This window comes from Pseudomonas sp. S2_C03 (genome assembly GCF_054668405.1).
In genome coordinates this window covers 5,578,012-5,603,129 of sequence record NZ_CP162766.1, presented here as the reverse complement: position 1 = coordinate 5,603,129, position 25,118 = coordinate 5,578,012, and the positions used below count along the sequence as shown (strand labels likewise).

Genomic DNA, 25,118 nt, shown 5'->3' with positions numbered 1-25,118 from the left:
TTCCTTTTGCTCCGGTTCGCCAGCCTGCGTACAACTGCCACCCAATACCCAAGAATGTCGCCCACACATGATCGCTTCTGCTATCCAGAACAAATCAGGTCTTAATGAAACTCAAACAGCGATGGAAGCAACTTCGACAGATTGTTGAGCTTCACAATGAAGCCATCCGACTCGGCGGTAGCCTCTCAGCCAATCAACGACGGTTTCTTGATGTCGCTGGTGCTTACGGCAAAGAACTTGAACCTGCGGGTCTGATGGCAGGTAAGAGGGTCTGAGTTCTTCCGAAGAAACCGCCCGATGGGCGTTTTCGTCGACGGATCACTCCAATGTCGAACCGCAACATCCTGCGAACATTCGTCCTCACCGCCCCCCTGGAAAACCCTCACCCCACGTCTACCCTTGAAAAAACCGCAGGAAGCGGCCTTTCGTTTAGCTCAAGGAACGACCATGTCCCTCTCCATCGTCCACAGCCGCGCCCAGATCGGCGTGGATGCGCCCGCCGTCACCGTCGAAGTTCACCTGGCCAACGGTTTGCCGTCGCTGACCATGGTCGGCCTGCCGGAAGCGGCGGTGAAAGAGAGCAAGGATCGGGTGCGCAGCGCGATCATCAATTCGGGGCTGCAGTTTCCGGCGCGGCGGATCACCTTGAATCTGGCGCCCGCAGACTTGCCCAAGGATGGTGGGCGCTTTGACTTGGCGATCGCCCTGGGGATTCTGTCGGCGAGTGTGCAGGTGCCCACTCTCACACTGGATGACGTGGAGTGCCTGGGTGAGCTGGCGTTGTCCGGTGCGGTGCGGCCGGTACGCGGGGTGTTGCCGGCGGCGCTGGCGGCGCGAAAAGCGGGACGGATGCTCGTTGTGCCTCGGGCGAATGCCGAGGAGGCATGCCTGGCGTCGGGGTTGCAGGTCATTGCGGTGGATCATCTGCTGCAAGCGGTGGCGCATTTCAACGGGCATACGCCGGTCGATCCCTATGTTTCGGACGGTTTGATTCACGCCGCCAAACCCTATCCCGACCTCAATGAAGTGCAGGGCCAGTTAGCGGCCAAGCGTGCGCTGCTGATCGCTGCCGCCGGGGCGCACAACCTGTTGTTCAGTGGTCCGCCCGGCACCGGCAAGACCCTGCTGGCCAGCCGCCTGCCGGGGCTGCTGCCGCCGCTGGCCGAACATGAAGCCCTGGAAGTGGCGGCCATTCAGTCGGTGGCCAGCGGCGCACCGCTGACCCACTGGCCGCAGCGGCCGTTCCGCCAGCCACACCACTCGGCGTCCGGGCCGGCACTGGTCGGTGGCAGTTCAAAACCGCAGCCGGGGGAAATCACCCTCGCCCACCATGGCGTCTTGTTTCTCGATGAATTACCGGAGTTCGATCGCAAGGTATTGGAGGTTCTACGCGAGCCATTGGAATCCGGGCACATCGTGATTTCCCGGGCGCGGGAGCGGGTGCGCTTTCCAGCACGCTTCCAGTTGGTGGCGGCGATGAACCCTTGCCCTTGTGGGTATCTGGGCGAGCCCAGCGGCAAATGCAGTTGCACCCCGGACATGGTGCAGCGCTACCGCAACAAACTGTCGGGGCCGCTGCTGGATCGTATTGATCTGCACCTGACCGTCGCCCGCGAGGCGACCGCGTTGAGCCCTGCTGTAAGAGCGGGCGATGACAGCAGCAGCGCCTCTGCCCTGGTTGCGGAGGCGCGGGGGCGGCAACTGAAACGCCAGGGGTGTGCGAATGCCTTTCTTGATTTGCCGGGGCTGCGGCGGCATTGCGGGTTATCCACAGCCGACGAGCACTGGCTGGAAACGGCTTGCGAACGACTGACCCTGTCGCTGCGCTCAGCGCATCGGCTGCTCAAGGTGGCGCGCACATTGGCCGACCTTGAGCAGGTTGAGGAGATCACGCGGGAACATCTGGCCGAGGCGTTGCAGTATCGGCCGGCGACTCAATAGGGCTTGGATTGAGTCGCCCCCAATTGCGAGCACGCTCGCTCCCCCAGTAGATCTACATACTTCGGACCCTGTGGGAGCGGGCTTGCTCGCGATAGCTATTTCAGCCGTACCTCAACGAAACCGGTCAACCTCCGAGCGCAGATCCGCCGCCAGTTTCTCCAGCTCCTTCGCCGTGACAGCCAGGTTCGCCACCACTTCGCGTTGTTCGCTGTTGGCCAGCGCAATGCTTTGCAGGTTGCTGCTGAGCAACGTCGCTGTGCTGCTCTGTTCCTGGGTCGCGGTGGTAATTGCGGCGAACTGTTGACCGGCCGAGCGGCTTTGCTCGTCAATCCGCGCCAGTGCCGAGGCGACGTTGGCGTTGCGTGAAAGACCTTCCTGCATCAGCACGTTGCCCTGCTCCATGGTGCTGATGGCGTTGCCCGTTTCCTGCTGGATGCTCTGGATCATGCCGGAAATCTCGTCGGTTGCCTGACGAGTGCGGGACGCCAGGTTGCGCACCTCATCCGCCACCACGGCAAAACCGCGTCCTTGCTCGCCGGCACGGGCTGCTTCGATGGCTGCGTTGAGCGCCAGAAGGTTGGTTTGCTCGGCAATGGAGGTAATGGTGCCGACGATGCCGCCGATTTCCTGCGAGCGCTGCCCCAAGGTATTGATCACCGACGCCGTGCTGTTCAACGCACCGGCAATCTGCTCCAGCGAAGAAGACGCTTCGTCCATGGACGTACGACCGATCTGGGTTTGCTGGGCGTTCTCCTGGGCCAGTCGTTGGGTATTGCCCATGTTGTCGGCAATGTTCAGCGAGGTGGCACTGAACTCCTCTACGGCACCGGCCATGCTGGTGATCTCGCCCGACTGCTGCTCCATCCCTTCATAAGCACCGCCGGACAGGCCGGACAACGCCTGGGCACGGCTGTTGACCTCTTGCGAGGACTTGCGAATGTGCTCGACCATGGTCGACAGCGCCTGGCTCATCTGGTTGAACGCACGGGCCAGTTGACCTATTTCGTCATTGCTCGACACATTCAGACGAACGCTCAGGTCACCGGCACCCAGGGCTTCAGCCTGACGTACCAGATCGCTCAGTGGCGCAAGTTTACTGCGCAGCAGCCAGACTGCCGAACCCACGGCAATCAGCATCGCCAGCAAACTACCAATAGCCAGCTGAATACCGACGCTCCAGGTCACCGCGCTGATTTCCTCCTGCGGCATGCTGGCGACAACCGACCATGGACCGTCCTCGAAAGGCACCGCGACGCTGTAGAAGTCTTCCGAAGTGTCACTCCAGAAACCGCCATCGCTTGGCGTCTTCGCCAGATTGACGATGGCCGGGGCGGCTTTGTCCAGGGCTTGCACGCCGGCAATCGGCACCAGCCAATTGTTTTTCTCGTCGAGAAGCGCCAGCGATCCGGTCTGGCCAATACGGAAGCGCTTGAGGTTGGCAAACTGGGCGTTCTGCGCGTCGGTGTAGTCAAAACCCACGTACAGCACGGCAATCACCTTCCCGGTGCTGTCGCGCACCGGTGTGTATTGCGACATGTAGTAACGCTCAAACAACAGGGAGCGGCCAACAAAGCTCTGCCCCGACATCAAGCGAGCGTAAGCCGGGTTGGCATGATCGAGGATGGTGCCGATGGCACGGGTACCGTCCTGCTTCGTGACGTTGGTGCTGACGCGAATGAAATCCTCACCGTTGCGCACGAAGACCGTGGCCACGCCGGCGGTCATCTGCTTGAACTCGTCCACTTCCTTGAAGTTGTTGTTGAGCACTTCGTTACCCAGGTGCAGGCCAGGCGTCTGAGTGCCTGCCACGTTGAACTGTTCATCCGGGTGGACGCTCAGGCCGCCCGCGAAGCGCTTCTCGAACAGACCCGCCAGGCGCTGGGTACTTTCACGCAACGTGCTGTGGAAAGTAGTCAACTGATCGGCCAGCAAACGGGCTTCGCTGGCCAGGTGTTCCTCGCGTGTGGCGAGGTTGGCAGTGTCCAGCGAACGCAGGGCGAACAAGGTACTACCGGTGATAACGATTGCCAGGATCACAGCTAGCGCAAGGCCAAGCTGTGAGGCAATTCGAGCACGAGGTTGAGACATGACTGCTCCTGGCCGGGCGCCCTCCTCCTTGATTGGCTGCCCAGCAATTTTTCTAATAATGGGAATTGCGTGAAACCTGCACGAGGGTTCCACAATGATACTTTCGGCCTAAAAACCTAATACTTGAGTGGTTATCTCGGATACCGCGCAAGGCCGTGGTAGAGCAGGCTCTAACGATTCAGCGCAAGCGCTCTACGGCGGGCATTTTCATGGCTCGGACCTCGTTTTGCAGAAAGTCGCCGAGCCTGCGCAAACGTTCACCTCCCGGCCGGGTTTTCGGCCAAACGAGGTAATAATTCTCACCACTGGCGACGGCAGTGGGCCACGGCAAACTCAGTCGCCCCTGCGCCACATCCTCAGCCACCATCAGCAGGTCGCCCATCGACACGCCGTAACCCCGGGCAGCGGCAATCATGCCCAGCTCCAGCGTATCGAATACCTGGCCGCCCTTGAGCGACACCTGATCGGACAGCCCCATACGGTCCAGCCAACTGCGCCAGTCACGCCGGTCCGGCGTCGGGTGCAGCAGTTCAGCCTGAGCCAGGCGCTCGACATCCCACGGCTGGTCGTTGAGAAGATTCGGCGCGCCCACGGGGATCAGTTCTTCGGCAAACAACAGCCTGGCTTCCCAATCGGGTGGAAATTGCCCGTTACCCAGTATCACCGCGCAGTCGAAGGGCTCATGGTTGAAGTCCACCGAATCGATGTCCATCCACGCGCTGGTCAGTTGCACCTCGTTGCCCGGTTGCAGGTGGCGGAAGCGGCTGAGCCGCGCCAGCAACCAGCGCATGGTCAGGGTGGAAGGAGCTTTCATGCGCAGGATGTCATCTTCGGCCTGCAAGGTCTGACAGGCCCGCTCCAGCGCGGTAAAACCTTCGCGGATACCCGGCAGGATCAACCGCGCCGACTCGGTCAGTTGCAGGTGGCGACCGCTACGATGAAACAACCGGCAGGCAAAATGCTCTTCCAGAGTACGAATGTGTCGGCTGACCGCACTTTGCGTGATCGACAGTTCTTCAGCGGCGCGGGTAAACGAACTGTGACGTGCCGCCGCTTCGAATGCACGAAGGGCATACAACGGGGGAAGGCGACGAGACATGCGTAAAGCTCCTACAACGTAATCCCATAAACTTATCAGAAAGATCCCAAGATGAGTTTAAGTCATGCTACTCATCCTATTTATCCCTTTGTGCAAACCTCGCAAAGCGCCGAAAATCGACCCTTTCCTCTACTACCTGACTGTCGGGCGTGATAACAATGAAACATCCAGTGCGTTCAGAACTCTGGGCCATCCTGCGGCTGGCGGGGCCGTTGATTGCCTCGCAGCTGGCGCACATGCTGATGGTGCTCACCGACACCCTGATGATGGCGCGTATCAGTCCCGAGGCGTTGGCGGGTGGCGGACTCGGTGCGGCCACCTATTCATTTGTTTCGATTTTTTGCATCGGCGTGATTGCAGCGGTGGGCACACTGGTGTCGATCCGTCACGGCGCTGGCGATATCGTCGGCGCGGCGCGGCTGACCCAGGCCGGTTTGTGGCTGGCCTGGCTGATGGCGCTGGTGGCTGGGTTACTGCTATGGAACCTCAAACCCGTTCTGATCCTGTTCGGCCAGACCGAGACCAACGTGCAACTGGCCGGGCAGTTTCTGTTGATCCTGCCTTTCGCCCTGCCCGGCTACCTTAGCTTCATGGCCCTTCGCGGCTTCACCAGCGCCATTGGCCGCGCGACGCCGGTGATGGTCATCAGCCTTGCCGGCACCGTTGCCAACTTCGTGCTCAACTACGCGTTGATCACAGGAATGTTTGGTCTGCCGAAAATGGGCCTGGTGGGTATTGGCCTGGTCACGGCGATTGTTGCCAACCTGATGGCTTTGGCGTTGGCGTGGCATATCCGGCGGCACCCGGCCTACGATGCCTATCCATTGCGCCAGGGACTGTCGCGACCCAACCGTCAGTACCTCAAAGAGATGTGGCGCCTGGGTCTGCCGATTGGCGGCACTTACGCGGTGGAGGTCGGGCTGTTTGCGTTCGCGGCGTTGTGCATGGGAACCATGGGCAGCACGCAACTGGCTGCGCACCAGATTGCGTTGCAGATCGTTTCGGTAGCATTCATGGTCCCGGCGGGTATGTCCTATGCCATCACCATGCGCATCGGCCAGCACTACGGGGCCGGGCAATTGCAGCATGCCCGGATGTCCGGACGGGTCGGCATCGCTTTCGGAGCGGTGGCAATGCTGTGCTTTGCCATGGTGTTCTGGCTGTTGCCCAACCCGTTGATCGGTCTGTTCCTGGACCACAACGACCCGGCCTTCCGTCCGGTCATCGAACTGGCCGTCAGCCTGCTGGCTGTGGCGGCCTGGTTCGAGCTGTTCGACGGCACGCAAACCATCGCGATGGGATGCATTCGCGGGCTTAAAGACGCCAAAACCACCTTCCTGGTCGGGCTCGGTTGCTACTGGCTGATCGGCGCGCCTGCCGCGTGGTGGATGGCGTTCCATCTGAACTGGGGCCCGACGGGCGTCTGGTGGGGCTTGGCACTGGGCTTGGCCTGTGCGGCAGTGACGTTGACGCTGGCGTTCGAGTGGAAGATGGAGCGGATGATTCGACGGGAGTCGGCGTCCACAGACGGCTTTGCGAACGCTCAGACTGAGTGAGATTTACTGTTGGATAATATCCCCTGTGGGAGCGAGCAAGCCCGCTCCCACATTCGGTCAGTGTTTAACCCACAATCTCCAACGCCGGCTGCTGACTGCTGCCAAAGCTCAGATAATCCACCAACTCAGCCAACGGGAGCGGCTTGCTGATCAGATATCCCTGCACCTGATCGCAACCAAAGCCACGCAACAATTCCAGTTGCTCCGGCGTTTCCACCCCTTCGGCGACGACTTCCAGATTGAGGTTGTGCGCCAGGTTGATCATCGCGTGGACCAGCTTGCGGTTTTCCTCGCGCTCCTCCATGCCGCCGACAAAGCTCTTGTCGACCTTGAGCAGCGCAATTGGCAGGCTGTTGAGGTGCACGAAGGACGAGAATCCGGTCCCGAAATCGTCGAGCGAAAAACGCACGCCCAGGCGACCCAGGGCATCCATGGTCTGCTGAACAAGGTCGCTGCGACGCATGACCGCTGTTTCAGTCAACTCGAACTCCAGCCACTGCGCTTCGACGCCACGCTCGGCAATCAACCGGCTCAGGGTCGACAGCAACTGACTGTCCTGGAACTGTCGGAACGACAGGTTGATGGCCATGTGCAGGGCTGGCAAGCCACGCTCGCGCAGCACTTGCATGTCACGCAAGGCACGGGAAATCACCCAGTAACCCAGCGGCACGATCAAGCCGCTTTGCTCGGCCAGCGGCACGAACTCACTCGGTGGAAGCAAGCCGCGCTCGGCGTGACGCCAGCGCACGAGGGCTTCGAGGCCGACGATCTGGCCGTCCTCAAGGTTCATGCGTGGCTGGTAATGCAGCTCCAGCTCATCGCGACGCAAGGCCCGGCGCAGCTCGCTTTCAAGGTCGGCCATGCTGCGGGCATTGCGATTGATGCGCTCGTTGAAGATGTGAAAGGTGCAGCCCTGGGTGCTTTTGGCCTGCTGCATGGCGATGTGCGCGTGCCACATCAGCGGGTCCGCGCCAGCCTGGGCGCGAGCGTGGGCAATGCCCAGGCTGGAGCCGATCAACAGGCTTTCGCCGTCGACCCAGTAAGGTTCAGCCAAGGCTTCGGTGATGCGCTCGGCCATCCACTCGGCACGTTGGGGTGCACGGCGGGTGTCGATCAGCAAGGCGAACTCGTCACTGCCCAGGCGTGCCAGTTGATCGCCGGCTTCGAGCTGGCTTTTCAGGCGCGCGACCACTTGCAGGATCAGCCGGTCGCCGGCCTGATGACCCAGCGCGTCGTTGGCATGACGGAAGTTGTCGAGGTCGAGATGCCCCAAGGCCACGCCGCGGCCTTCGTTTTCCGCCAGTCGCGCGGCCAGCAGGGTCTGGAAGCCCTGGCGGTTGGCGATGCCGGTCAAAGGGTCCTGTTCGGCCAGGCGTTGCAGGGTGTTTTCCAGCAAGCCGCGCTCGCGCACATGCCGCAGGCAGCGGCGCAGCATGCCCGAGTCAAGATGGTCGCGCACCAACCAGTCGCTCACGCCATCGGGCGGCAGTTGCGGCTCCTGTTCGAGCAGCAACACCGTCGGCAAATTGCACCGCCCCGGCGCCGGTTGAAGGGCCGGTACCGTCAACAACACCGCACTGCGGTTGTCATCGAACAGCGTGCTGACCGATTCCCAGCTCGGAGCGCTGATGAGCACGGCCGAGCTCCCCATCGGAGCCAGGCACTCGCGCAACAACGCTGCCCACGCTGGCTCTTCGGCCAGTAGCAGCAAACGCAAGGGTTCGACAGGCGTAGACAAGCTTGCTCCCTAGACTCTGCAATGATGTAGGCGGCTGGCATTATGCCGTGCTGACAACCAATGACCAAACGACATCAGTTATCAAACGAGCGCCTTGTATCCGGAATTACGTACATTAGACGCAAATTCTTCGCGCATCCTGCGTGAAAGTATCAAAACCGGCAAATATGAATCGCGTGTTACGTCACAAGTCGGACAGAGCAGCACAATTCTGTGAGCCTGTTAAAATGCCGGCCCATTTTCTGACTGACCCCTGACAGACCTATGTCCCGACTCAATCCCCGGCAGCAAGAAGCCGTGAACTACGTCGGCGGCCCTCTTTTGGTGCTCGCCGGTGCAGGCTCCGGCAAGACCAGTGTAATCACGCGCAAGATCGCCCACCTGATCCAGAACTGCGGCATTCGCGCGCAGTACATCGTCGCCATGACGTTCACCAACAAGGCCGCGCGCGAGATGAAGGAGCGGGTCGGCACCCTGCTACGTGCGGGTGAGGGCCGGGGCCTGACGGTGTGCACGTTCCACAACCTGGGCCTGAACATCATTCGCAAGGAACACGTGCGACTGGGCTACAAGCCCGGGTTTTCGATCTTTGACGAGACTGACGTCAAGGCTCTGATGACCGACATCATGCAGAAGGAATACTCGGGCGACGACGGCGTGGACGAGATCAAGAATATGATCGGCGCCTGGAAAAACGACCTGATCCTGCCGGCCGTGGCCCTGGAAAACGCGCGCAACCCCAAGGAGCAGACCGCTGCGATCGTCTACACCCACTATCAACGCACGCTCAAGGCGTTCAACGCGGTGGACTTCGACGACCTGATCCTGCTGCCGGTGAAGCTGTTCGAAGAGCACGCCGACATTCTGGAAAAGTGGCAGAACAAGGTGCGCTACTTGCTGGTGGACGAATACCAGGACACTAACGCCAGCCAATACCTGCTGGTGAAAATGCTGATTGGCAAGCGCAACCAGTTCACCGTGGTAGGCGACGACGACCAGTCGATCTATGCCTGGCGCGGCGCACGCCCGGAAAACCTGATGTTGCTCAAGGAAGACTACCCGTCCTTGAAAGTGGTGATGCTGGAGCAGAACTACCGCTCCACCAGCCGCATTTTGCGCTGCGCCAACGTGCTGATTTCGAACAACCCGCACGAATTCGAAAAGCAGTTGTGGAGTGAGATGGGCCACGGCGACGAAATCCGCGTGATCCGGTGCCGCAACGAAGACGCCGAAGCCGAGCGCGTGGCCATGGAAATCCTCAGCCTGCACTTGCGCACCGACCGGCCATACAGCGATTTCGCCATTCTGTATCGCGGTAACTATCAGGCCAAGCTGATCGAGTTGAAGTTGCAACACCACCAGGTGCCCTACCGTCTCTCGGGTGGCAACAGCTTTTTTGGCCGTCAGGAAGTCAAAGATCTGATGGCCTATTTCCGCCTGATCGTGAACCCGGACGACGACAACGCCTTCCTGCGGGTCATCAACGTCCCGCGCCGGGAAATCGGTTCGACCACCCTGGAAAAACTCGGCAACTACGCCACCGAACGCAAGATTTCGATGTACGCCGCCACCGATGAAATCGGCCTGGGCGAGCATCTGGACAGCCGCTTCACTGATCGCCTGTCGCGCTTCAAGCGCTTCATGGACAAAGTCCGCGAGCAATGCGCGGGCGAAGACCCTATTTCTGCGCTGCGCAGCATGGTCATGGACATCGACTACGAGAACTGGCTGCGCACCAACAGTTCCAGTGACAAGGCGGCGGACTACCGGATGAGCAACGTCTGGTTTCTGATCGAGGCCTTGAAGAAGACCCTGGAAAAAGACGAAGACGGCGAAATGACCGTCGAAGACGCCATCGGCAAGCTCGTCCTGCGTGACATGCTGGAACGCCAGCAGGAAGAGGAAGACGGCGCCGAAGGCGTGCAGATGATGACCTTGCATGCGTCCAAGGGCCTGGAATTCCCCTACGTGTTCATCATGGGCATGGAAGAGGAAATCCTCCCGCACCGCTCCAGCATCGAAGCCGACACCATCGAAGAAGAACGGCGCCTGGCTTACGTGGGGATTACCCGCGCTCGCCAGACACTGGCGTTCACCTTCGCCGCCAAGCGCAAGCAATACGGCGAGATCATCGATTGCGCACCGAGTCGCTTCCTCGATGAGCTGCCGCCGGACGACCTGGCTTGGGAAGGCAACGACGACACCCCGACCGAAGTCAAAGCCGTTCGGGGCAATTCCGCATTGGCAGATATACGCGCGATGTTAAAGCGCTAGAATTGACCATTTTCACTAGACCTTCGGCGCCAATGGCGTCAAATGAGGACAGCTTCATGGAAGCCCTGCACAAGAAAATCCGCGAAGAAGGCATCGTGCTTTCCGACCAGGTCCTGAAAGTCGATGCCTTTCTGAACCACCAGATCGACCCGGCCCTGATGAAGCTGATCGGTGACGAATTCGCCGCATTGTTCAAGGATTCGGGCATCACCAAGATCGTCACCATCGAAGCCTCGGGCATTGCCCCCGCGATCATGACCGGCCTGAACCTTGGCGTTCCGGTGATTTTTGCACGTAAGCACCAGTCCCTGACCCTGACTGAAAACCTGCTGTCGGCGACCGTGTACTCGTTCACCAAGCAGGTCGAGAGCACCGTGGCCATCTCCCCACGCCACCTGACCAGCAGCGACCGCGTGCTGATCATCGACGACTTCCTGGCCAACGGTAAGGCGTCCCAGGCGCTGATCTCGATCATCAAGCAGGCCGGCGCCACCGTGGCAGGCCTGGGGATCGTGATCGAGAAGTCGTTCCAGGGTGGCCGTGCCGAGCTGGATGCCCAGGGTTATCGCGTTGAGTCGCTGGCGCGGGTGAAGTCGCTGGCGGATGGGGTTGTGACCTTCATCGAGTGATGACGGAACCTGTGGGAGCGGGCTTGCTCGCTCCCACAGTTGTTTTGTATTGACCGTTACTGCGCGGTGGCCTTGAGGCCCGTGAGCAACAGCCGCTGAAACAGTTCCTCCTTCAACCCCTCCGGCTGCGTCAGCCCCATGCGCTCCAGATGCTCTGGAAAAGCCCCGGCCTCAGGTGCATCCAGCGCCGCCTTGCCCAACTCCAGAATTTCGGTGAGCTTGAACTTGCTCTTCAGCCAGTTCAGCGCCCGCAGCAGATCGCGCTCCTGCGCAGTGAAATCACAGCCCAGCGGATACTCCGGAAACAGCTGCGGATGCCGCGCAGCAATGGCCTGCAAGCGCTCGGGAGTGTTGTCGGCAAAGCGAGGATCGATGCGGAAAGACTTTGGCAACTTGCCGGCTTTCTGAGCCTGCTCGATAAGCCCGGGCTGGAAGCGGGAATCGCTGATGTTCAGCAAGGCCTCAATCACCGCTGAATCGGTCTGGCCGCGCAGATCGGCGATGCCGTACTCGGTGACCACGATGTCCCGCAAGTGCCTTGGGATGGTGCAATGCCCGTACTCCCAGACGATGTTGGAACTGACGTCACCGCCCGCCTCGCGCCAGCTGCGCAACAGCAGGATCGAGCGCGCGCCTTCCAATGCGTGGCCCTGGGCAACGAAGTTGTATTGCCCGCCCACGCCGCTGAGCACCCGACCGTCCTCGAGCTGATCGGCCACTCCGGCGCCGAGCAGGGTCATGGTGAATACCGTATTGATAAAGCGCGCATCGAGGCGCTGTAAACGCTTGAGTTCTTCCTGACCATAGAGCTCGTTGATGTAGCTGATGCGGGTCATGTTGAATTCGCGACGCTTGCTCTGGGGTAACTCACGCAAACGCTCGTAGAAACTGCGCGGGCCGAGGAAGAAACCGCCATGCACCGAGATCCCATCGGGTTGCGCCGCTTCATCGAGGGTGCCGGCATTCGCCCGGAGCTGGGTCGGCACATCAGGATAGACCTTGCGCCGCACGATACCGGCCTCGGCCAGCACCAGCAGGCCGTTGACGAACATTTCGCTGCAGCCGTAGAGGCCCTTGGCGAAGGGCTCGAGCCCGCCTTCTCGTTTGATCAACTGCGCCCACTGGCTGAGGTTCACATCGTCCAGTAACGCCTTGTAACCCTGGTTATCCGCCTGCCGCGCCAGCAATGCGGCCGTCAACGCGTCACCCATGGCGCCGATGCCTATCTGCAACGTCCCGCCGTCACGCACCAGCGTACTGGCGTGCAGGCCAATCAAATGATCCTGGAAACCCACCGGCATGTTGGGCGTAGAGAACAGTGTGGTGTTGTCCTTCTCGTCGATCAGCAGGTCAAATGCATCGATGCCGACTTCCGCGTCACCGGGCATGTAGGGCAAGTCGCCATGCACCTGGCCCACCAGCAGAACGGTCTCCCCGGACGCCCGGCGCTTGTCGATCATCGGCATCAGGTCGAGGGTGATGTCCGGGTTGCAGCTCAGGCTCAGGCGATCCGGGTGGTCAGCATCACTGGCGACCATTTGCGCCACCAGGTTCAAACCGGCGGCATTGATGTCCCGCGCGGCATGGCTGTAGTTGCTGCTGACGTAATCCTGCTGCGCAGTGACGCTGTGCAACAGGCTGCCAGGCTGCATGAAGAATTGCTGGATGTGGATGTTGGACGGCAAATCGTCCTTGCGCAGGCCCACCAGGAAATCCAGCTCCGGGTAGTCACCAAACACACGCTCGATAAAGGGCTCAAGAAAGCGCTTCTGCAACCCATCGCCCAACGCCGGCCGGCCCAGGCAAAGCGCGGTATAGATCGTCAGCCGCCGCTCGGGCAACTGCGCTATCCGCTGGTACAGCGCGTTGACGAATGGATTGGGCTTGCCCAGCCCCAGCGGCAGGCCCATGTGGATATGCGCCGGCAACCGGGCCAACACCTCATCAACCGCTTGCTCGATAGAACACAGCTGCACCATCTGATCCTCCCTTGGCATTTGGGTTGGACCGAGATTGACGGGTCTTTGCTGCATTGAACAGTGTTGAATGGGCAATCACATACCATGGACGACGCCGCCCCTGTGGGAGCGGGCCTGCCCGCGAAAGCGGTGTGCCAGATATGTTGTTGCCGGATGTGCCGACGTCTTCGCGGGCAAGCCCGCTCCCACAGGAACATGAAGGCGGATGGTGAAATTTCGGGCACAAAAAAGCCGCTCGAAAGCGGCTTTTTGTGCAAGAGACGGGCGTATTACAGGCCGGACATCTCTTTGATTGCGCCCTTGAGCTCATCGTCGGAGCAGTCGGCGCAGGTGCCTTTAGGCGGCATGGCGTTGATGCCAGTGATGGCCTTTGCCAGGATGCCATCGAGGCCGCCCTGGTGGTCGGCGCGCTCTTTCCAGGCAGCCTTGTCGCCGATTTTCGGCGCGCCCAGCAGGCCGGTACCGTGGCAAGCGTTGCAGTGTTTGGCAATGACGTCTTTGGGTGCCTTGGCACCACCACCGCCAGTCGCCGCAGCGACTTCCATGCCCTTGCATTCCTGACCGGTCACGCAGACCTTGCCGACAGGCTCGATGCGTTTGGCGATTTCGTCGTTGGTCGCAGCTTGAGCGCTGGCAGCCCATAGGGCCAATACGGTTGCTGGTACAGCCAGCATTTTCATAATTAGGTTCACGCGTTCACCCTCATGGTGGCTAGTCACGCCTACGGCCACGGTTCGCAGGCGGGCGCAAGTATAACGGTTAGCCCGTCGCACTGAAACAACCCCAAAGTCGAAGGGGTCTTGTTGCACCACGGAAAAACCCTTCGGGTGCCGCTGCCATGCTGGCAGGACGCCTCTTCTGTTAGAAATTCGCCGGTGTAGCTGCGCTGATTAGTCGCGCCGGCGCGTCGAACGGATTGCGGAAACGATGCGGCTTGGTACTCTCAAAGTAGTAGCTATCGCCGGCCTCAAGCACAAAAGTTTCGAGCCCGACCACCAGCTCCAGCCGCCCTTCCACCAGAATTCCGGTTTCCTCGCCCTCATGGGTGAGCATTTCTTCGCCAGTATCAGCGCCCGGTGGGTACACCTCGGTAAGGAATGCGATGGCCCGGCTCGGATGAGCGCGGCCGACCAGTTTCATGGTCACGGCGCCATCGGAGATGTCGATCAGCTCGTTGGCTTTGTAGACGATCTGGGTCGGGACTTCCTGCAGGATCTCTTCGGAAAAGAACTCGACCATGGACATGGGTATCCCGCCCAGGACCTTGCGCAGCGAACTGATCGAGGGGCTCACGCTGTTTTTCTCGATCATCGAAATGGTGCTATTGGTGACGCCCGCGCGTTTGGCGAGTTCACGCTGCGAAAGGCCTTTGAGCTTACGGATGGATTGCAGTCGTTCACCGACGTCCAAGGCAGGAGCCTCCAGGAATCATGTTGTAGGAATATTGAGCGTCATCATGGCGACAGCGTTCAGTATTTACAACACTTGGGGGCCGATCCCGCCCTGGCGGATCGAGAGACGATGTTTCAATCCCCGGAATAGAGCACTGGCACCCGGCGCAGGTTGCAGAAGATCTGGTAGGGAATCGTCTCGGCCGCGGCAGCAACGTCGCTGGCCAGGATGTTCTTGCCCCACAACTCTACGGTCGATCCCAGGCCCGCCTGCGCAACATCGGTCAAGTCGATGCACAGCATGTCCATCGACACCCGGCCAATCAACCGGCTGCGCTGCCCCGCCACCAAAACCGGCGTGCCCGTCGGTGCCTGGCGCGGATAACCATCGGCGTAGCCCATGGCAACCACGCCAACGCGCATTGGCTTGTCGGTGATGAATCGGGCGCCGTAACCGATCGGCTCGCCGGCCGGCAGTTCACGCACGCAGATCACTTTCGATTCCAGGGTCATCACCGGCTGCAGGCGCGATGCCACGGCGTTGGATTCCTCGAACGGCGTGGTGCCGTAGAGCATGATCCCCGGACGGACCCAATCGCTGGGGATCTGCGGCCAACCGAGCACCGCCGGTGAGTTGCGCAGGCTGATTTCGGCTGACAAGCCCTGCCGCGCCGCTTCGAACACCGCCACTTGCTCAATGCTGGCCTGGCTGTGGAGTTCATCGGCGCGAGCGAAATGGCTCATCAATACGATCTTTGCCACCTTGCCGCTGGCCAGCAAACGCTGGTATCCGGCCTGATAGTCCTTGGGATGCAGGCCAACCCGGTGCATACCCGAATCGAGCTTGAGCCAGACAGTGATTGGCTTGCTCAGGGTGGCTTTTTCAATGGCTTCGAGCTGCCACAGCGAATGCACCACACACCAGAAATCGTGCTCGACGATCAACGGCAGTTCGTCGGCTTCGAAAAAGCCTTCCAGCAACAACACCGGCGCCCGGATGCCCGCGGCTCGAAGCTCCAGCGCTTCTTCGATGCATGCCACGGCAAAACCGTCCGCTTCGGCTTCCAGCGCCTGGGCGCAGCGCACCGCACCATGGCCGTAGGCGTCGGCCTTGATCACCGCGAGCGCGCGGGCGCCAGTGGTTTCACGGGCAATGCGGTAGTTGTGACGCAGGGCTTGGAGGTCGATCAGGGCACGGGCTGGGCGCATGGCGGCAGGCTTCTGGGCGGTCGTGGAAATAAAAACCGGCGCTGGCTGATGGCGTTAGACCACCAACAGCACCGGGAGAGGGATCGTTGTATTGGCGCGAACGTTTACGGCAGCGCGGCGACCACCGACAGTTCCACCAGGATCTGCGGCTCACACAGTTTCGCTTCAACGGTGGCACGGGCCGGGGCTACGCCTTTTGGCAGCCAGGTGTCCCACACCGAGTTCATGCCGGCGAAGTGCGCGTCGATGTCCTTCAGGTAAATCGTTACCGACAGCAAACGGCTTTTGTCGGTCCCGGCCAGATCCAGCATGCGCTCGATGTTGGCCAGGGTCTCCCGGGTTTGCTGCTCAATCCCGGCGTTCATGTCGTCGCCTACTTGCCCCGCCAGGTAAACGGTGCCCCCATGGACAACGATCTGGCTCATGCGCTCATTGGTGAGCTGGCGCTGGATTGACATGCTTTGCGGTCTCCTGAATTTTGCTGCCATAACGGGAAATATCGAGGCCTTCGGCACTGATCTGCGGAGTTTTCTTCGCCATCAGATCGGCCAGCAAGCGACCGGAACCGCAAGCCATGGTCCAGCCAAGCGTACCGTGTCCGGTGTTCAGGAACAGGTTACCAAACGGGGTCGCACCCACGATTGGCGTGCCATCCGGCGTGGTCGGACGCAGGCCGGTCCAGAAACTGGCCTCGGCCAGATTGCCGCCCTGAGGATAAAGGTCGTTGACGATCATCTCCAGGGTTTCGCGTCGACGCGGGTTCAGCGACAGGTCAAAACCGGCGATTTCCGCCATGCCGCCCACGCGGATGCGGTTGTCGAAGCGGGTGATCGCGACCTTGTAGGTCTCGTCCAGGATGGTCGAAGTCGGGGCCATCGCCGGGTTGGTGATTGGCACGGTCAACGAGTAACCCTTGAGCGGGTACACCGGCGCGCGGATGCCCAATGGCTTGAGCAGTTGCGGCGAGTAGCTGCCGAGCGCCAACACGTAACGATCGGCAGTTTCCAGCTTGCCGTCGATCCAGACGCCGTTGATGCGATCACCGGCGTAATCGAGACGCTGGATGTCCTGGTCGAAACGGAATTCCACGCCGAGTTTCACGGCCATTTCGGCGAGGCGCGTGGTGAACATCTGGCAGTCGCCGGTCTGGTCGTTCGGCAGGCGCAAGGCACCGGCGAGGATGTCCGTGACGTTGGCCAGGGCCGGTTCTACACGGGCAATGCCTTCACGGTCGAGCAATTCGAATGGCACACCCGACTCTTTCAAAACGGCGATGTCTTTTGCGGCGCCATCGAGTTGAGCCTGGGTACGGAACAGTTGGGTAGTCCCCAGGCTGCGGCCTTCGTAGGCAATACCGGTTTCCGCCCGCAATTCGTCCAGGCAATCGCGGCTGTACTCGGACAGACGGACCATGCGCTCCTTGTTCACCGCATAACGGCTGGCGGTGCAGTTACGCAGCATCTGCGCCATCCACAGGTACTGGTCGATGTCGGCGGTAGCCTTGATGGCCAGCGGGGCGTGGCGCTGCAACAGCCACTTGATGGCCTTGAGCGGTACGCCTGGGGCGGCCCACGGTGAGGCATAACCCGGCGATACCTGGCCGGCGTTGGCAAAACTGGTCTCCATGGCGGCAGCCGGCTGACGATCCACCACCACCACTTCAAACCCGGCACGCGCCAGATAATAAGCACTGGTGGTACCGATGACGCCGCTACCCAAGACCATAACGCGCATGTTGTATCCCTCATCGCGGCACGCCGCTGACGTTTGTTGTTCAGACCGTAGATGTGGGCAGTGTAAAAAAGTTTAGCCAGTGCATTTCACTATATAAGCGCCTATATTTGGCGACAATTCTCGGCAAAAACGCTTTTCACGGAGGCGCATCCCCTATGCGTACCAACACACAGACAAAACGTGAGCTGGACAAGATCGACCGCAACATCCTGCGGATCCTGCAAGCGGACGGACGTATTTCCTTCACTGAGCTTGGGGAAAAGGTCGGGCTGTCCACCACGCCCTGTACCGAGCGGGTTCGGCGCCTGGAGCGCGAAGGAATCATCATGGGCTACAACGCCCGGCTCAACCCGCAGCACCTCAAGGGCAGTCTGCTGGTGTTCGTTGAGATCAGTCTCGACTACAAGTCTGGCGATACTTTCGAAGAATTCCGGCGCGCCGTGCTGAAACTACCTCACGTGCTGGAATGCCATCTGGTGTCAGGGGACTTCGACTACCTGGTGAAGGCGCGGATTTCCGAGATGGCCTCGTACCGCAAATTGCTGGGCGACATCCTGCTCAAGCTGCCGCATGTACGCGAGTCCAAGAGCTATATCGTGATGGAAGAGGTGAAGGAGAGCTTGAGCTTGCCGATTCCGGATTGAGTTTTTGCGGGGCCTGTCAGGACCTCATCGCGGCGGTTCGACGCCTCGACAAGCCCGCTCCCACAGGGTTTGCTGTGAACACAGATCCTGTGACCGACGCAAAATACTGTGGGAGCGGACTTGCTCCGGGCGGCGTTCCTTCGATGCAGGCGACTCGGTCCAAAGGCTAGACCAACACCTGCCGATTCCCCGCCATGTACTCGAACACCTGCTTCTCCACCCGAGGATGAATCAACTCCGCCGGCCGCCGCCCATTCGGGCATGGCAGCGTATTGGTCGTGCCGAACAACCGACAGATCAGCGGGCGCTCCTCATACACCGTGCAGCCATTTGGCCCCAGGTGCACACAGTTGAGCTCTTCCATGGCCGCGTCCTGCTCGGCGCGGGTCTTGCGTGGCAGGCGGGACATTTCTTCGGGCGAAGTCGTCACCGGTCCGCAACAGTCATGGCAGCCGGGTACGCACTCGAACGAGGGGATCTGCTGACGCAGCTCGCGGATTTTCTGACTGTTGCAACTCATCCAGGTGCAGACCCAAAAACGCTATAGAACCAGGATTTTGCCGCAAACACCCCTATCCCGTCTGCCTTGGCCGACCAATGTTGCCCGTATCGGAAGGCGCGGCTTATGCTCCGTCAAATTTATCAGGACCTGAATCAGGATGAAGCCCATGAACGCCGGCGCCCAGCACGCTGCCTCCTATTACGCCGCCAGCAGCGTGTATCAGCCCGACTATCCAGCGCTGACGGGTGAGGTGGTGGCGGATGTGTGCGTGGTCGGTGGTGGGTTTTCCGGGCTGAACACCGCGCTGGAACTGGCCGAGCGCGGCCTCGATGTGGTGCTGCTCGAGGCCCGCAAGGTGGGCTGGGGCGCCAGCGGGCGCAATGGCGGGCAATTGATCCGCGGCGTCGGCCATGGCCTCGATCAGTTCGCCAACGTGATCGGCTCGGAGGGCGTGCGTGAGATGAAACTCATGGGCCTGGAGGCAGTGGAAATCGTGAGGCAGCGTGTCGAGCGATTTCGGATCCCTTGCGACCTGACCTGGGGCTACTGCGACCTCGCCAACAAACCCCGCGACCTGGAAGGCTTTGCCGAAGACGCCGAAGAACTGCGCAGCCTGGGTTATCGCTATGAAACCCGACTGCTGCAAGCGAGTGAAATACACACGGTGGTGGGTTCAGATCGTTATGTTGGCGGCCTCATCGACATGGGGTCGGGGCATTTGCATCCGTTGAACCTGGCGCTGGGTGAAGCGGCCGTCGCACAGCAACTGGGGGTAAGGCTGTTCGAGCAGTCAGCCGTGACCGGCATCGATTACGGCCCCGAAGTCAAAGTGCGCACCGCCCAGGGCTCGGTACGCGCCAAAACCCTGATGCTGGGGTGCAACGCCTACCTCAACCAGCTCAACCCTCAACTGAGCGGCAAAGTGCTGCCCGCCGGCAGTTACATCATCGCCACCGAACCCTTGAGCGAGGAGCAGGCTCACGCGCTGCTGCCGCAGAACATGGCGGTCTGTGACCAAAGGGTGGCGCTGGATTACTACCGACTCTCGGCGGATCGGCGATTGCTGTTCGGCGGCGCCTGCCATTATTCAGGGCGAGATCCGAAGGATATCGCGGCGTACATGCGGCCGAAGATGCTTGAGGTATTCCCGCAACTGGATGGGGTGAGGATCGACTTTCAGTGGGGCGGGATGATTGGCATCGGCGCCAATCGCCTGCCGCAGATCGGCCGGCTCAAGGATCAACCCAATGTCTATTACGCCCAGGCGTATTCCGGCCATGGGGTGAACGCCACACACCTGGCGGGCAAGTTGCTGGCCGAGGCCATCAGCGGCCACCACAGTGGAGGATTCGATCTGTTTGCCAAGGTGCCCCACATGACCTTTCCGGGCGGCAAGCATTTGCGTTCGCCGTTGCTGGCGCTGGGGATGTTGTGGCATCGGTTCAAGGAGTTGGTCTGACAGATTTTTGGTGACTGTATCAGCCCCATCGCGGGCAAGCCCGCTCCCACAATGGTCCGGTGTATACAGATCCACTGTGGGAGCGGGCTTGCCCGCGATGGGGCCGGTACAAACAACATCAAAATCAGATCCGCCAAAAAGGCTTCAACCCCTCCTCCACCGCCTGCTCCCGGGTCAAGCCAATGTCCTTGAGCTGCGCCGGCGTCAGGTCGAGCAGCGCCTTGCGCGTGTGCAGACGTTGCCGGAACAGGGCCCAGCGGCTGAGGCCCGACGCGGCGTTGCGCATGGGCGCCTCGCGCGCATCGTTTTTCTGCCCTGCTTCCAGTTCCTGACTGCGTAACGTCAGCCGCACATCGCTCAAGCCGTTCATGTTGATTGCTCCTGTTTACTTGGGTAGCCAGAGGTTTCATGATGCGTGGGTGAGCAAAAGCATTACAGATCCAATACACAGGTATTAATTCCATACAGATTTGCCGATTCCGCCACTGAATCAGCATTTTTGGCTCGATCTGTACTGGTCAGCCTAATCACCCATCTTGAGACTGCGCCATGACCCTTTACGTAAACCTCGCCGAATTGCTCGGCACGCGTATCGAACAAGGCTTCTATCGCCCCGGTGACCGGCTGCCCTCGGTGCGGGCCTTGAGCGTGGAGCACGGGGTCAGCCTGAGCACGGTGCAACAGGCATATCGGGTACTGGAAGACAGCGGGCTGGCGATGCCCAAACCCAAGTCAGGTTATTTCGTGCCGGTTGGCCGTGAGTTGCCGGAATTGCCGGCGATTGGCCGCCCGGCGCAGCGCCCGGTGGACATTTCGCAGTGGGATCAAGTGCTGGAACTGATCCGCGCCGTACCCCGCAAGGACGTGGTGCAACTGGGTCGCGGCATGCCGGACATCACCACGCCCACCATGAAGCCGCTGCTGCGCAACCTCGCGCGCATCAGTCGCCGACAGGACATGCCGGGGCTGTATTACGACAACATCCACGGTTCCCTGGAGCTGCGCGAACAGATCGCCCGTTTGATGCTCGATTCAGGCTGCCAGTTGACCGCCAACGATCTGGTGGTCACCACCGGTTGCCACGAAGCGCTGTCCACCAGCATCCGCGCGATCTGCGAGCCGGGCGACATCGTTGCCGTCGACTCGCCGAGCTTTCATGGCGCCATGCAGACGCTCAAGGGCTTGAACATGAAAGCCCTGGAAATCCCCACCGACCCACTCACCGGGATCAGCCTCGATGCCCTGGAACTGGCCCTGGAGCAATGGCCGATCAGGGCCATACAGTTGACCCCCAACTGCAATAACCCGCTGGGCTACATCATGCCGGAGTCGCGCAAACGTGCCCTGCTGACCCTGGCACAGCGCTTCGACGTGGCGATTATCGAAGATGATGTGTATGGCGAATTGGCTTACAACTACCCGCGACCGCGCACCATTAAATCCTTCGACGAAGATGGCCGCGTCCTACTTTGCAGTTCATTTTCCAAGACCCTGGCCCCCGGCCTGCGCATTGGCTGGGTTGCACCGGGCCGCTATCTTGAGCGGGTACTGCACATGAAGTACATCAGCACGGGTTCCACCGCGCCGCAACCGCAGATCGCCATTGCCGAATTTCTCAAGGCCGGTCACTTCGAACCGCATTTAAGGCGGATGCGCACGCAATACCAGCGCAATCGCGACATGATGATTGATTGGGTCAGCCGCTATTTCCCCGCCGGCACTCGGGCAAGCCGTCCCCAGGGCAGCTTCATGCTGTGGGTGGAGCTACCGGATGGCTTCGACACCTTGAAACTCAATCGCGCGCTGCACGACGAAGGCGTACAGATTGCCGTGGGCAGCATCTTTTCCGCCTCGGGCAAGTATCGCAATTGCCTGCGGATGAACTACGCTGCCAAGCCAACACCGCAGATCGAAGAAGCGGTGCGCAAGGTGGGCGCAGCAGCCATCAAACTGCTCGCGGAAAATGACAGCTTCACTGACTGACTTTTTCGCTTTAATCAGCGTCCATATGCCGACACCCGCCGCCATTCGGAACGATCCTACGTGAGAGTCAGACAGCCCCTGCTTGCTCTTTTGCTGCTCGCTTCGCTCTTGGGCGGCTGCGCCGGCCTGGATGTGCAACGCCACCCGAGCCAGGCGCTGCCGGCCAGTGATTCGGCGTTTGGCCGCTCGATCCAGGCCCAGGCCGAGCCCCATGAAGGCAAATCCGGCTTTCGCCTGCTGTCCAACAGCAGCGAGGCCTTCATGGCCCGAGCCGAGCTGATCCGCAACGCCCAAAGCAGCATCGATTTGCAGTACTACATCGTCCACGACGGCATCAGCACGCGCATGCTGGTGGAGGAACTGCTCAAGGCAGCCGACCGTGGCGTACGAGTCCGGATTCTGCTCGACGACACCACCAGCGATGGCCTGGACTGGATCATCGCCACGCTGGCCGCACACCCGCAGATCCAGATCCGTCTGTTCAATCCATTGCACCTGGGTCGTTCCACCGGTGTGACGCGGGCCATGGGTCGACTGTTCAACCTGTCGCTGCAACACCGGCGCATGCACAACAAGTTGTGGCTGGCCGACAACAGCGCGGCCATCGTCGGCGGGCGCAACCTGGGCGATGAATATTTCGATGCCGAACCCAATCTCAATTTCACCGACATCGACTTGTTGAGCGTCGGCCCGGTCGCCGAGCAACTTGGCCACAGTTTCGACCAGTACTGGAACAGCGCGCTGAGCAAGCCGATCGACGAATTCCTGTCGAGCAAGCCTACGCAAAAGGACCTGCAAAACACCCGCACGCGCCTGGAAGAATCATTGGAAGAGACGCGCAAACAGAATCACGCGCTGTATCAACAACTGATGACTTACACCACACAGCCGCGCCTGGAGATCTGGCGCCGAGAGCTGATCTGGGCCTGGAACCAGGCGTTGTGGGACGCGCCGAGCAAAGTCCTGGCAGACGGCGAGCCCGACCCGCTCCTGCTGCTGACCACGCAGTTGGCGCCTGAGCTCAACAGGGTCAGCAAAGAGCTGATCATGATCTCGGCCTACTTCGTCCCAGGACAGCCAGGGCTGGTTTACCTCACAGGCCGCGCAGACGCCGGCGTCTCGGTCAGCCTGTTGACCAATTCGCTGGAGGCTACCGACGTGCCGGCGGTGCATGGCGGTTATGCGCCCTACCGCCGGGCGCTGCTGGAACATGGGGTGAAATTGTACGAATTGCGTCGCCAGCCCGGCGAAGGCGGCGGCAGCGGGCCGCACATCTTCTACAGCAAGTCGTTTCGCGGTTCCGATTCCAGCCTGCACAGCAAGGCGATGATCTTCGACCAGCAGAAATCTTTCATCGGCTCATTCAATTTCGATCCGCGCTCCGTGCTGTGGAACACTGAGGTCGGCGTGCTGGTCGACAGCCCCGAGCTGGCGACGCATGTGCGTAAGGCAGCGCTGGAGGGTATGGCACCGCCGCTAAGCTATGAAGTGAAACTGGAAAATGACCGGATTGTCTGGGTCACCGAGGACGACGGCCAGATGCACACACTGACCCGTGAGCCCGGCAGCTACTGGCGCCGGTTCAATGCGTGGATCAGCAAGGCGGTAGGGTTGGAGAAGATGCTCTAACTCAAACTTCCCCTCCCCCTGTAGGAGCGAGCATGCTCGCTCCTACAGGAGACAGAAGGAAGCAGAAGGGACCAGGCCAGGCTCAGGCCGGTTCGGCCACCGTGCCAAACGCCCCCTGTCGGGTCAGCAGAATCACCAGGCCCAAGGCCCCTGCGGCCATGAACAACGGCAAGGCGTGCCCACTGATCCACTGACTGCCCGCACCAGCCACCAGCGGCCCCACCAGGCATCCCACGCCCCACAGCTGCGCAATGTGCGCATTGGCTCGCACCAGCGCATCGTCGCGATATCGCTCGCCGATCAGAATCAGCGACAATGTGAACAAGCCACCGGCACTGGCGCCGAACAGCACCCACAGCGGCCAGATCAACAACGTATTGAGCAGCAACGGGATGGCGAGGCTCGAAAGCAGCAGCACCACCGCGCAACCGCCAAACAGGGTGCGACGCGACAGACGATCCGCCAACGCACCGATCGGGAGTTGCAGCAAGGCATCTCCCACCACGACGGTGCTGACCATTGCCAGGGCGATGTCCGTGGTAAAGCCCTGTTGCAGGCAGTAGACCGGCAGCAAAGTCAGGATCATTGCTTCGAACGCGGCGAACAATGCCACGCCCCAGGCGATCGCCGGCAACCCCCGGCAAAACACCCACAAGTCGCCAAACGTCACGCTGCACGCTTCGCTGCTGGGCGCGCCGCTGCGACCCAGCAACAGGAACGGTGCGGCCGTGAGCAAGCCGACGCCAACCCAGAATCCGTAATCGTGCTCGGTGCCCAATACGCCCAGTAACACCGGGCCGGCCAACTGGCTCAACGCATAGCTGCTGCCATACAGCGCCACCAGCCGACCGCGCCATTGCTCGACGACCAACTGGTTGATCCAGCTCTCGCCAAGGATGAACACCAAGGTCAGGATGACGCCGATCATCAGGCGCAGCACCAGCCACACCGGGTAACTGGGCAACAGGGCCAACAGACCGATCGATACCGCCCCGGCCCACAGGCACAGGCGCATCAGATTGGCGGTGCCGAGGCGCGCCGCCAGGTGGCTGGAGATTTTCGCACCCAGCAACACGCCAATCGCCGGCATTGCCGCCATCACACCAATGGCAAACGAGCCGTAGCCCCAGCCTTCCAGGCGAAACGACACCAGCGGCATGCTCACACCCAGGGCCAGGCCAACGCTCAAGACAGCGGCCAACACGGCGAAATAAGTCGCCCAACGCATGTTCCACGCTCCTGTGGATAACTATTCTCTGCAGG

General features: G+C 60.8%; 20 protein-coding genes. 8 read left to right on the top strand and 12 right to left on the bottom strand.

Annotated features, from left to right (window positions below; all coding sequences use genetic code 11):
- The first annotated feature begins 447 nt into the window (after positions 1 to 447).
- Positions 448 to 1,941 (top strand): YifB family Mg chelatase-like AAA ATPase, encoded by a 1,494-nt coding sequence (locus AB4N64_RS25750; RefSeq protein ID WP_460119726.1) that lies wholly within the window; start codon positions 448 to 450, stop codon positions 1,939 to 1,941.
- A 111-nt stretch (positions 1,942 to 2,052) separates the two neighbouring features.
- Here the strand turns inward: AB4N64_RS25750 and AB4N64_RS25745 are convergent, their stop codons facing one another.
- A complete protein-coding gene (locus tag AB4N64_RS25745) occupies positions 2,053 to 4,029 on the bottom strand; it encodes a methyl-accepting chemotaxis protein (protein WP_460119724.1) in 1,977 nt (658 codons plus the stop codon).
- 178 nt (positions 4,030 to 4,207) lie between these two features.
- A complete protein-coding gene (locus AB4N64_RS25740) occupies positions 4,208 to 5,128 on the bottom strand; it encodes a LysR substrate-binding domain-containing protein (protein WP_460119722.1) in 921 nt (306 codons plus the stop codon).
- A 158-nt stretch (positions 5,129 to 5,286) separates the two neighbouring features.
- On the opposite strand from AB4N64_RS25740, the gene AB4N64_RS25735 reads away from it, so the two are divergent.
- The gene (locus AB4N64_RS25735) at positions 5,287 to 6,684 is read left to right on the top strand and encodes a NorM family multidrug efflux MATE transporter (RefSeq protein ID WP_460119721.1); all 1,398 of its coding nucleotides are present in this window, start codon (positions 5,287 to 5,289) and stop codon (positions 6,682 to 6,684) included.
- A 64-nt stretch (positions 6,685 to 6,748) separates the two neighbouring features.
- Here the strand turns inward: AB4N64_RS25735 and AB4N64_RS25730 are convergent, their stop codons facing one another.
- Complete coding sequence (locus AB4N64_RS25730; protein ID WP_460119719.1) at positions 6,749 to 8,422, bottom strand: putative bifunctional diguanylate cyclase/phosphodiesterase; 1,674 nt, start codon at positions 8,420 to 8,422, stop codon at positions 6,749 to 6,751.
- Between the two features lie 264 nt (positions 8,423 to 8,686).
- On the opposite strand from AB4N64_RS25730, the gene rep reads away from it, so the two are divergent.
- Together rep and AB4N64_RS25720 are read left to right on the top strand one after the other, a co-directional pair.
- The gene (gene rep / locus AB4N64_RS25725) at positions 8,687 to 10,696 is read left to right on the top strand and encodes a DNA helicase Rep (RefSeq protein WP_460119717.1); all 2,010 of its coding nucleotides are present in this window, start codon (positions 8,687 to 8,689) and stop codon (positions 10,694 to 10,696) included.
- A gap of 56 nt (positions 10,697 to 10,752) precedes the next feature.
- Positions 10,753 to 11,325 (top strand): xanthine phosphoribosyltransferase, encoded by a 573-nt coding sequence (locus tag AB4N64_RS25720; RefSeq protein ID WP_460119715.1) that lies wholly within the window; start codon positions 10,753 to 10,755, stop codon positions 11,323 to 11,325.
- Positions 11,326 to 11,381: 56 nt separating this feature from the next.
- Here AB4N64_RS25720 and AB4N64_RS25715 read toward each other — a convergent pair whose 3' ends face one another.
- The 6 genes from AB4N64_RS25715 to dadA all read right to left on the bottom strand — a co-directional run bounded on the left by AB4N64_RS25715 (position 11,382) and on the right by dadA (position 17,638).
- Positions 11,382 to 13,304: an acetyl-CoA hydrolase/transferase C-terminal domain-containing protein gene (locus tag AB4N64_RS25715; protein ID WP_460119713.1), complete on the bottom strand. Its 1,923-nt coding sequence runs from the start codon at positions 13,302 to 13,304 to the stop codon at positions 11,382 to 11,384.
- Between the two features lie 269 nt (positions 13,305 to 13,573).
- The gene (locus AB4N64_RS25710) at positions 13,574 to 13,984 is read right to left on the bottom strand and encodes a c-type cytochrome (RefSeq protein WP_460126868.1); all 411 of its coding nucleotides are present in this window, start codon (positions 13,982 to 13,984) and stop codon (positions 13,574 to 13,576) included.
- A 181-nt stretch (positions 13,985 to 14,165) separates the two neighbouring features.
- Complete coding sequence (locus AB4N64_RS25705) at positions 14,166 to 14,714, bottom strand: cupin domain-containing protein (RefSeq protein WP_460119711.1); 549 nt, start codon at positions 14,712 to 14,714, stop codon at positions 14,166 to 14,168.
- A gap of 116 nt (positions 14,715 to 14,830) precedes the next feature.
- Entirely contained in the window at positions 14,831 to 15,904 is a 1,074-nt protein-coding gene (gene alr / locus AB4N64_RS25700) for an alanine racemase (RefSeq protein ID WP_460119709.1), read from the bottom strand.
- 104 nt (positions 15,905 to 16,008) lie between these two features.
- Positions 16,009 to 16,362: a RidA family protein gene (locus AB4N64_RS25695; protein WP_460119707.1), complete on the bottom strand. Its 354-nt coding sequence runs from the start codon at positions 16,360 to 16,362 to the stop codon at positions 16,009 to 16,011.
- Positions 16,334 to 17,638, bottom strand: a complete 1,305-nt coding sequence (gene dadA / locus AB4N64_RS25690) for a D-amino acid dehydrogenase (RefSeq protein ID WP_460119705.1) — start codon at positions 17,636 to 17,638, stop codon at positions 16,334 to 16,336. The genes AB4N64_RS25695 and dadA overlap by 29 nt, the downstream gene beginning before the upstream one ends.
- Before the next feature lie 155 nt (positions 17,639 to 17,793).
- On the opposite strand from dadA, the gene AB4N64_RS25685 reads away from it, so the two are divergent.
- Positions 17,794 to 18,282: an Lrp/AsnC ligand binding domain-containing protein gene (locus AB4N64_RS25685; RefSeq protein ID WP_003177284.1), complete on the top strand. Its 489-nt coding sequence runs from the start codon at positions 17,794 to 17,796 to the stop codon at positions 18,280 to 18,282.
- A gap of 166 nt (positions 18,283 to 18,448) precedes the next feature.
- Here the strand turns inward: AB4N64_RS25685 and AB4N64_RS25680 are convergent, their stop codons facing one another.
- On the bottom strand, positions 18,449 to 18,802 hold the full coding sequence (locus AB4N64_RS25680) for a YkgJ family cysteine cluster protein (protein WP_460119703.1): 354 nt from the start codon (positions 18,800 to 18,802) through the stop codon (positions 18,449 to 18,451).
- Between the two features lie 148 nt (positions 18,803 to 18,950).
- Between AB4N64_RS25680 and AB4N64_RS25675 the strand changes: the two genes are divergently transcribed.
- Complete coding sequence (locus AB4N64_RS25675; protein ID WP_460119701.1) at positions 18,951 to 20,243, top strand: NAD(P)/FAD-dependent oxidoreductase; 1,293 nt, start codon at positions 18,951 to 18,953, stop codon at positions 20,241 to 20,243.
- 124 nt (positions 20,244 to 20,367) lie between these two features.
- On the opposite strand, the gene AB4N64_RS25670 is transcribed toward AB4N64_RS25675, so the two are convergent.
- Positions 20,368 to 20,613: a DUF1127 domain-containing protein gene (locus tag AB4N64_RS25670; protein ID WP_460119699.1), complete on the bottom strand. Its 246-nt coding sequence runs from the start codon at positions 20,611 to 20,613 to the stop codon at positions 20,368 to 20,370.
- Positions 20,614 to 20,792: 179 nt separating this feature from the next.
- On the opposite strand from AB4N64_RS25670, the gene AB4N64_RS25665 reads away from it, so the two are divergent.
- Positions 20,793 to 22,226 carry an aminotransferase-like domain-containing protein gene (locus tag AB4N64_RS25665; protein WP_460119697.1) on the top strand — a complete coding sequence of 478 codons (1,434 nt, stop codon included), beginning with the start codon at positions 20,793 to 20,795 and terminating at the stop codon, positions 22,224 to 22,226.
- Positions 22,227 to 22,286: 60 nt separating this feature from the next.
- Positions 22,287 to 23,855, top strand: a complete 1,569-nt coding sequence (locus AB4N64_RS25660) for a phospholipase D family protein (RefSeq protein ID WP_460119695.1) — start codon at positions 22,287 to 22,289, stop codon at positions 23,853 to 23,855.
- 82 nt (positions 23,856 to 23,937) lie between these two features.
- Here AB4N64_RS25660 and AB4N64_RS25655 read toward each other — a convergent pair whose 3' ends face one another.
- Complete coding sequence (locus tag AB4N64_RS25655) at positions 23,938 to 25,083, bottom strand: MFS transporter (protein WP_460119694.1); 1,146 nt, start codon at positions 25,081 to 25,083, stop codon at positions 23,938 to 23,940.
- Positions 25,084 to 25,118 lie beyond the last annotated feature (35 nt).